This is a genomic window from Bacteroidota bacterium, from assembly GCA_016722375.1.
GTDB lineage: Bacteria > Bacteroidota > Bacteroidia > Chitinophagales > LD1 > Bog-950.
Window position 1 is genome coordinate 282,864 of record JADKJG010000007.1, and the last position, 7,119, is coordinate 289,982.

Consider the following 7,119-nt stretch of genomic DNA (forward strand, 5'->3'; position numbering starts at 1 on the left):
TTCCACTAAGAAATTATCTTTGCAGTCCTTTTTAAAAGGCTTCCCTAATGTTATTAACTACAGATGTTCAACTTTTTTCCGGCACAGCAACCAAATATCTAGCTGAGGACATTGCTGACCACTATGGTCAAGACCTAGGTAAGATGGACGTTCTTAGATTTAGCGATGGCGAATTTCAACCCGAAATACAGGAGTCTGTGCGCGGTTCATTTGTGTTTATTATTCAAAACACCAATGCGCCCGGAGACAATCTGCTGGAGCTACTGATGATGATAGATGCTGTTAAAAGAGCCTCTGCGGACTATATCACCGCGGTGATTCCGTACTTTGGCTATGCACGTCAGGATCGTAAAGATCGTCCCCGTGTAGGTATTGGCGCAAAACTGGTAGCCAACCTTTTAACTGCGGCCGGTGCTAATCGCGTCATGACGATGGACCTTCATGCGGGACAAATCCAAGGATTCTTTGATATTCCCTTAGATCACCTGAATGGCTCGGCCATTTTCCTTCCCTATATCCAGAAGCAAAAGTGGAGCAATCTCTGTTTCGCCTCTCCTGATGTAGGAAGTGTGAAAAGAGCTCGCATCTATGCCCAGCACTTCAATGCAGACATGGTGATTTGCGACAAATACCGCAAACGTGCCAACGAAGTAGCTGAAATGACCCTAATCGGAAATGTGGAAGGGAAAGATGTGGTCCTAGTGGATGACATGGTAGATACCGGAGGCACCCTTTGCAGTGCGGCTAACATGCTGATGAGCAAGGGAGCTAAAAGTGTTCGTGCCATTTGTACCCATCCGGTACTTTCGGGAAATGCTTATGAGAATATTGAAAAAAGTCAACTAAGTGAGTTGATTGTCTCTAACTCACTCCCCCTCAAACAGGAATCAAAGAAGATTAAGGTGCTTAGTGTGGCGAAACTCTTCGGTCAGGCTATCAGAAATACACATGAACACAAGAGCATCAATTCCTTATTCCTAACGCCAAGCGTATAATTAATAATCATCAAATCGTAAACAAATAAACAATCATAAACAATGGAAACAGTAGTAATCAACGGCACGCCAAGAACCGAATTAGGTAAAAAGGCTACGCGTGCACTGCGCAAGGCAGGTAACGTTCCTTGCAATCTTTACGGTGGCAAAGAAACCATCAATTTTCAAGCTCCGGCAACGGCATTCCGCAAACTGATTTACACGCCCGACTTTCGTCTGGCCGAGATTCAGTTAGATGGCAAATCATACAAAGCGATTCTGAAAGACTCGCAGTTTGACCCCATCAAGGATGGCATTCTTCACCTCGACTTTCAGGAGTTGATGGATAATGTGAAAGTGAAAGTGGCTATTCCGCTTCGACTTCAGGGAACTCCGAAGGGAATCATAGACGGTGGAAAGTTGGAGCAGGCGTTCAGAAAACTGAATATCATGGCTTTGCCTAAAGACCTTCCGAATGTAATCGAAGTAGATATCACCGACATGAAACTTGGCGACATTAAAAGAATCCAGGACATCAGTATTCCGGGAGTGGCCATTTTGCACAGCGGGAAAAATCCTTTTGCTTCTGTATTAATCCCACGGGCCGTGAAAGAGGAAGTTCCGACGGCGGCAGCAGCTACTCCGGCAGCGGGTGCAGCACCGTCAGCGGATGCCAAAGCTGAAGCAAAAACCGACTCTAAGGCAGACGATAAGAAAAAGTAAACCGATAGCAAACTGTGGGTTTTCTGATTGCCGGCCTTGGCAACATAGGCAACGAATACGAAAACACAAGGCACAACATCGGCTTCAAAATTCTCGATCAATTTGCCAATACACAAGGCGCTCCGTTTCAAATGGAGCGCCTTGCTTTTTTTGCTGAGTATCGCAGTCGCGGTAAGAATATTTATCTCATCAAGCCCACCACTTTCATGAACCTGAGTGGCAAGGCTGTTCGATATTGGATGAATGAATTTAAAATTCCACAACAAAATTTGCTTGTGGTTCTCGACGATCTCGCTATTCCCTTTGGTCAGGTGCGTTTGCGCGCCAAAGGCAGCGACGGTGGGCACAACGGACTGAAAGACATTGACGCTGCACTCGGCAACAACAATTATCCGCGCCTGCGCTTCGGCATCGGCAGCGAATTTTCAAAAGGACATCAGGTGAATTATGTATTGAGCCCTTGGAGTGGAGAAGAACAAAAACTTCTGCCAGAAAGAATCAAAGTGTCCTGCGACGCTATTAATAGCTTTTTATTTGAAGGCCTAGAGAGAGCTATGACAAAGTACAATAAGAGTTAACAGTTCACAGTTGACAGTTCGAAGTTTTCTTACCGTAAACGGTGAACCGTTAACCATCAAACCATTCTCATGAAGATTATTTGCATCGGCAGAAACTATTCTGAACACACCAAAGAAATGAACGCGGTCATTCCCGACGATCCGGTTGTGTTTATGAAGCCGCAAACGGCTTTATTGAAAGACAATAAGCCTTTCTTTCATCCCGAATGGAGTAAGGACATTCATTATGAAACCGAACTGGTGTTCAAAATCTGTAAGCAGGGGAAATATATTGATGAAAAATTCGCATCAAAATATTATGACGAGGTCACGACCGGTATTGATTTCACAGCGCGCGACCTTCAGTCCATTCAAAAGGAAAAGAAACTGCCCTGGGAAATCTCCAAATCATTTGACAATTCTGCTGTGGTGGGTAAATTTTTCAAACTCGCAGAACTGGGCAAGTCCAGCAACTTTCAGTTTTCGATGAAGTTGAATGGCAAAGAAGTCCAGCGGGGCAATTCAAACCAAATGATGTTCTCTCCTGAAAAAATCATTGCCTACATCTCTCAATTTTTCACACTGCAAGTAGGCGATTTACTCTATACAGGCACACCGGTAGGCGTAGGCGCCGTGAAACCCAGCGATCGCCTCGAAGGCTTTCTGGAAATGGAAAAGGTTTTTGATTTTGAAGTGAAATAGTTTCTTTGCCTGTCAAGGCCAAAATTTTGAAAGCAACCAAGGAAACTCTTTTAAACGCATACCGGCTCATGTGTACCGCCAAAGCTATGACGGAACTTTATGAGGAGCGTAAAGACATCACCTCTAAATATGTCCACGCTACCTCACGAGGGCATGAAGCTATCCAACTGGCAGCCGCGTTTCAGTTACTACCCCAGGATTTCGTCTATCCTTATTACCGGGATGATTCCATATTGCTGGGTATTGGGTTCACTCCTTTTGACCTGATGTTACAACTGATGGCCAAAAAGACTGATTACTTCTCAGGCGGACGAAGTTATTATTGCCATCCCTCCTCCACGCGCGAAGACCTGCCTAAAATTCCGCACCAGTCCTCTGCTACCGGTATGCAGGTTATTCCAGCGACCGGTACTGCACAGGGACTTCAGTATAAGGAAGAACAACTGTTAGCCAGTTTCCCCAAAGGAGAAAATCCGGTAGTTATTTGTTCTCTGGGTGACGGCGCTATAACTGAAGGCGAGGTGAGCGAGGCCTTGCAAATGGCGGTGCTGCATCAATATCCCATTATTTACCTTGTGCAGGATAATGAGTGGGATATTTCGGCTCACTCTTCTGAGATCCGCGCACAGAATGCATCAGAATATGCCCAAGGTTTTAAAGGGTTAAAGGTGGAAACGATTAACGGCACCGATTTCACCGAATGTCTGGATGCTATGAGTAGGGTAGTGACCTATGTACGCAATAATCGGGAACCCTATCTGGTTCACGCGAAGGTACCGCTGCTTAACCACCACACTTCAGGTGTGAGAAAGGAATGGTATCGTCCAAAAGAAAATCTGGACAGCGACCAAAAGCGCGACCCTTTCAACCATCTTAAGAAACATTTGCTTTATGAAGTCAATGTAACGGAATCCAAACTGAATGACATAGAAGCTAAGGCTAAGTCGTTGGTACAAAAAGACTTTGAACGTGCTTTGCTAGAACCTAATCCGGACGAAGAAGATTTGACAACACACATATTCGCCCCTACACTGGTAACGGTAGAAAAAGGAAATCGCAGTCCCAAAAATGGAAGCGTGGTAGTGATGGTTGACTCTGCTCTACATGCAGTGGATGAAATTCTGCAAAAGCATCCCGAAGCGCTGCTTTATGGTCAGGATGTTGGTGGTGAATTAGGCGGTGTATTCCGTGAAGCAGCTTTGCTAGCTAAAAAATATGGCGATGGGCGCGTGTTTAATACGCCCATCATGGAAGCATATATAATTGGTTCTACAGTAGGCATGAGTGCAGCCGGCTGCAAGCCCATAGTCGAGGTTCAGTTTGCGGACTATATTTTTTCTGGTGTAAACCAGTTATTTACAGAGGTGTCGCGCTCTTGTTATCTCACCAATGGAAAATATCCGGTTCAGGCCCTCGTGCGCATTCCCATTGGTGCCTATGGCAGCGGCGGCCCCTATCATTCTTCCTGCGTCGAAAGTTTTGTATTGCAGATTAAGGGAGTCAAAGTAGCCTATCCCCTCCAATGCCGCTGATATGAAAGGCTTGCTTAAAGCAGGTTTCTATGATCCCAACCCAGTGGTGATTTTTGAGCATAAGGGTTTATACTGGAGCAAGGTGAAAGGAACCGAACAGGCCAAAACTGTAGAGCCGGATGAAAATTATATCATTCCTTTTGGCAAAGCTCGGCAAGCATTGGCCGCTTCTGAGAAGAATATTAATAACGGTGAATCTCTGGTGGTGATAACTTATGGCATGGGAGTTCACTGGGCGATGAATGCCGCGAAGAAGTTTGACCAACAAATTGAAGTACTCGATTTGCGCACGCTGAACCCACTCGATGAAGAAGCGATTTTCGCTGCTGTAGAAACACATGGAAAGGCGATTGTCTTAACCGAAGAGACCGTCACTCATTCATTTGCCGAAGCTTTGGCCGGAAGAATCTCGAATCACTGCTTCGGCTATCTTGATGCACCGGTTCAGGTCATCGGGGCCATCAATACGCCTGCGGTCCCACTCAATGAAAATCTAGAAAAGACCATGCTGCCAAATGCAGATAAAGTGGCGGCAGTGATGGACAAGTTATTGAAGGGATAGCCAACTTTTTTTCACTGGAGTCTCCTCCACCGAAACTAATTCCGGGTAGTGAGACTCTAGCGGTTAGGAAAACCGAATATCCTTTACTTTTTAGCTGGCAATGCCATCTTACTTAGAAAGCCACCCAGTTTGTCCCCTTTCCCAACAATTCTAATTTAGATTTGGCCTATTTTGCTTCTTCTTATTTAGTAGAAGGCGATAATTCAAGATGAAAATGTGTAATTTTAGAAAATAGTTCATGGTGATAGGATTAATTAAGAGCAGATGAGGGTGTACTGTTATCAGATTTTTCTGTGTAGCTTTCTATTTATTTGTTTATCAACCGCGAGCTATGGGCAGGATCATTATTGGAGCCAGCAATACGGAGGCCCCGCCACGCTCACCGGAGGCACAGCGGTCGTTGGAGCGAATGATCACAGCGGTCTTTTTTATAACCCCGGTGCATTAGGGTTTATTGATAGCGTTCAAGTGACGGCCAGCACGTTTGCCTTTGGGTTTGAATCCATGAAGTTGAAAAACGGTGCCGGAAACGATTTGAATTTGACCGGGTTTCGAGTCAATATTCTTCCTCAGTTGATTGCCACAAGCATCAACATAAAAAAAGCACCCAAGCTCAAATTGGTTTTGGGTACACTGACCCGCAGCCGCATAAATATTCGTTTGAATCAGGAAAATGAAAATTTGTATGATGTCATCAAAGGAGCGCCGGGACTAGAATAGTACAAAGCCCGTGGGGAATTCAGTAATAGTTCGGTAGAACAATGGTCAGGGATTGGATTGGCTTATCAATTCAATAAAAATTGGTCTGCCGGATTGTCCGCTTTCGGATCTTTCACAAGTATGCAAGTTCGCTCTGTCGAAAACTTGAATGCTGAAGTCACTAAAAACGCGGTTCCGTATGTTGCAACAGTGAATCAATACAATGCTATGAGCCTAAACCAAGTGACACAAGTATTTAAAATAGGCGCAGCAGGTCATTTCAAACATTGGCAATTGGGTCTAGCGGTCACGTTACCTGGAATCAAAATTTGGGGTGAGGGTAAGTTAGACAAATCATTTGAGGCATACAACTTGAATAAAAATCCAGTGGACACTAACATACCGGCACAGAAATATCCCGAATTTATCATCTCTGATCTTCAGAGGGGACTACAGAGTCATTATAAAATTCCCCTATCGGCTACGGCAGGATTAAAATTAATTTATCCAAAATTCGCCCTGTCTGCTTCGTTTGAATATTTCCTCGGATACAAGAATCGAACCATACTTCAGGGCCAAGACCGGACAGCAATACGACCCACAGCATTTTATGGCAATGATACCATTCATGGATTTATGCAGATTCAGACTTCTGCCAATCATGTTTTGAATATAGGGCTTGGGGCAGAAGTAAAAGTTCAACCCAAGTGGACTCTCTTGTTGGGCTTTCGGACAGACTTTAGTAATCGTACTGATTATTTGCCCAACAATTCCGTAGTTAACGCTCCCTCAGCAGGCTCGCCTACCTGGCACTATTTATATTTCTCTTCCGGATTCACCTACCGTTTAGCTTATCATAACCTGACTCTGGGAATTGATTATGGGGTGGCTGTTTCGGCAAACAAACAACAGATATATAACTTCACTGAGCCACAGCAGGATAATTTTTTACTGGGTGCACTCCATCAAAACATGAGAGCATCTGTTCACAAACCCAATCTGATTCTGACCTATATCTATTTCTTAAAGACGAAGGGGAAGAGAACAGTAACCATGTCCATCCTTGATGAACTAAAGAAAGCTCAGATTAAAAAAGAAAAGCCAACTCGAAAGAAAAAGAAATAAGCGATTATTCTCCGCTGCAACCCCATCAACGCAAGGCTTCTTTCTTTTCGGTCAATAAAAAGGTGAAGTTTTGTCCCACAAGTTTAGTCCAGCGCTTCATCAGTTTGGGGTTAAATTGGATTTATAATTGGTTCAGCTAAATTTGAGTCTCCAGGTCTAAGCTTAAAAAATTAAAAATTAGTACGATGCCAATAAAATAATAATCAATGAACGAATTTTTATAAAGATGAACAGGTTGGCAGGCC

The 7,119-nt window shown here is 44.2% G+C and carries 6 protein-coding genes and 1 pseudogene; all 7 read left to right on the plus strand.

Annotated features, from left to right (window positions below):
- The first annotated feature begins 47 nt into the window (after window positions 1-47).
- The 7 genes and pseudogenes from IPP77_12185 (at window position 48) to IPP77_12215 (ending at window position 6,874) form a co-directional block, all read left to right on the plus strand.
- Entirely contained in the window at window positions 48-995 is a 948-nt protein-coding gene (locus IPP77_12185) for a ribose-phosphate pyrophosphokinase (GenBank protein ID MBL0310395.1), read from the plus strand.
- Between the two features lie 42 nt (window positions 996-1,037).
- Window positions 1,038-1,697, plus strand: coding sequence for a 50S ribosomal protein L25 (locus IPP77_12190; GenBank protein ID MBL0310396.1), 660 nt, complete (start codon window positions 1,038-1,040; stop codon window positions 1,695-1,697).
- Between the two features lie 14 nt (window positions 1,698-1,711).
- Window positions 1,712-2,275 (plus strand): aminoacyl-tRNA hydrolase, encoded by a 564-nt coding sequence (locus IPP77_12195; GenBank protein MBL0310397.1) that lies wholly within the window; start codon window positions 1,712-1,714, stop codon window positions 2,273-2,275.
- Window positions 2,276-2,344: 69 nt separating this feature from the next.
- On the plus strand, window positions 2,345-2,956 hold the full coding sequence (locus IPP77_12200; protein ID MBL0310398.1) for a fumarylacetoacetate hydrolase family protein: 612 nt from the start codon (window positions 2,345-2,347) through the stop codon (window positions 2,954-2,956).
- 68 nt (window positions 2,957-3,024) lie between these two features.
- Window positions 3,025-5,050, plus strand: a pseudogene (locus tag IPP77_12205) (tungsten formylmethanofuran dehydrogenase).
- 264 nt (window positions 5,051-5,314) lie between these two features.
- Window positions 5,315-5,770 (plus strand): hypothetical protein, encoded by a 456-nt coding sequence (locus IPP77_12210; protein MBL0310399.1) that lies wholly within the window; start codon window positions 5,315-5,317, stop codon window positions 5,768-5,770.
- Between the two features lie 120 nt (window positions 5,771-5,890).
- Window positions 5,891-6,874: a hypothetical protein gene (locus IPP77_12215; protein MBL0310400.1), complete on the plus strand. Its 984-nt coding sequence runs from the start codon at window positions 5,891-5,893 to the stop codon at window positions 6,872-6,874.
- The last annotated feature ends 245 nt before the right edge of the window (window positions 6,875-7,119 follow it).